The following is a 2,000-nucleotide window of genomic DNA, read 5'->3' as shown; positions in this document are numbered from 1 at the left end:
CGCCGAGATCTTCGCGAAACTTCACCGCGACCACGGGGTCGATCTGCGCCTGAACGCGACCGTCGGGGAGATCGTCGCCGATCGGGACGCCGCGACCGGGCTGCGGCTCGGTGACGGCTCGGCGGTGGCGGCCGACGCGGTGCTCGTCGCGGTCGGTGCGTCGCCCAACATCGAACTTGCCGAACAGGCGGGTCTTGTCACGGGCGGCGGCGGTGTGCTCGTCGACTCGTCGCTGTGCAGTAGCGATCGCGACATCTTTGCGGTGGGTGACATCGCGGCGCCCGAGCACCCGTTCTTTCACACCAGGATCCGCACCGAGCACTGGGCCAACGCGCTGAAGCAGCCTGTCGTTGCCGCCGCCGCCATGCTGGGTGAGCCCGCCGCCTACGACGAGCTGCCCTACTTCTTCACCGACCAATACGACCTCGGCATGGAATACGTCGGCTACGCGCCCAGCTACGAGCGGGTGGTGTTCCGCGGCGACGTCGACCGGCGTGAGTTCGTCGAATTCTGGCTCGATGCCGAAGACCGGGTGCTGGCCGGCATGAACGTCAATATCGGGGATGTGCTCGACGACGTGAAGAGCCTGATCCGGTCGCGTTCGCCGGTTGATCCCGCCCGGTTGGCCGACCCTGATGTGTCGTTGGGCGAATTGGCCGGTTGAACCTTGACCCCCTCGTCTCCGTGATTCGTACTGAGGAGGAGGTGAGCCTTAAACTCACATTTAGCGTTGAGGAGGGTACGGCCCGTTGCGCTGAGCGAAAGGGCTTGACGTGCTGCAACGCATAGCCGGGATGGCCATCGCCGCACCGCGGCGGATCCTTGCCGTCGCGGCGCTGGTGATCGTTGCTGCGGGCGTTTTCGGCGTCCCGGTCGCCAGGAGCCTGTCGGCTGGCGGATTTCAGGACCCCAACGCCGAGTCGTCCAAAGCGATGCAGCTCCTCACCGACAAGTTCGGCCAGGGCGACATGCAGCTGCTGATCGTCGTCTCCGCGCCCGACGGAGTCGCCGGCGAACGCGCCCACGCCGTGGGCACCCAGATCGTCGATCACCTGGAACAGTCGCCGCACGTCGCCGGTGTCACCTCGGCATGGACCGCACCGCCGCCCGTCGCAGCCGGCCTCGTGAGCAGGGACGGCAAGTCCGGACTCATCGTCGCGGGCATCACCGGAGGCGACAAGCACGCCCAAAATTACGCCAACGCGCTGGCCGGCGAAGTGGCCCATGACCGCGAGGGCGTGACCGTCCGCTCCGGCGGGATCGCAATGGTCAATGCACAGATCACTGACCAGTCCCAGCGGGACCTGCTCTTGATGGAGTCGATCGCGATTCCGCTGAGCTTCCTCGTGCTGGTCTGGGTGTTCGGCGGGCTGCTGGCCGCGGCCCTGCCGATCGTGGTCGGCGCGATGGCAATTTTGGGCTCGCTCGCGGTCCTGCGCATCATCACGTTTTTCACCGACGTGTCGATCTTCGCGCTCAACCTGAGCACCGCCCTGGGTCTGGCGCTGGCGATCGACTACACGTTGCTGATCATCAGCCGGTATCGCGACGAGTTGTCCGACGGCGCGAGCCGAGACGAGGCGCTCGAACGAACCATGGCCACGGCCGGACGCACGGTCTTGTTCTCCGCCACCACGGTCGCGCTCTCGATGGCGGTGATGATCCTGTTCCCGATGTACTTCCTGCAGTCTTTCGCGTACGCCGGCATTGCCACCGTCGCTTTCACCGCGGTCGCAGCGGTGGTGGTCACTCCCGCGGCCATCGTCGTGCTCGGGGAGCGACTGGATTCCCTGGACGTCCGCAGGCTCGCTCGGCGCTTGACCGGCCGTCCCGAACCGGTGCGGCGTCCCGTCAAGGACCAATTCTGGTACCGCTCAGCAAAATTCGTGATGCATCGCGCGATTCCCATTGGCCTGGCGGGGATTGCGCTGCTGCTGATTCTTGGCGTGCCGTTCATCGGGGTGAAGTGGGGCTTCCCCGACGATCGCGTGCTGCCGACG

At 66.2% G+C, this 2,000-nt stretch carries 2 protein-coding genes; both read left to right on the top strand.

Annotated features, from left to right (window positions below):
• A partial coding sequence (locus tag VKI00_RS17995; RefSeq protein ID WP_324439723.1) for an FAD-dependent oxidoreductase occupies positions 1-664 on the top strand: 664 nt, incomplete at its 5' end.
• 109 nt (positions 665-773) lie between these two features.
• Positions 774-2,000 (top strand): MMPL family transporter (locus tag VKI00_RS17990; protein WP_324439721.1); only part of this gene is annotated, 1,227 nt, incomplete at its 3' end.

Origin of the sequence: Mycobacterium sp., assembly GCF_035314665.1 — a bacterium.
In the GTDB taxonomy this organism is placed as follows: domain Bacteria; phylum Actinomycetota; class Actinomycetes; order Mycobacteriales; family Mycobacteriaceae; genus Mycobacterium.
This window is presented reverse-complemented; position numbering and strand designations above follow the sequence as displayed.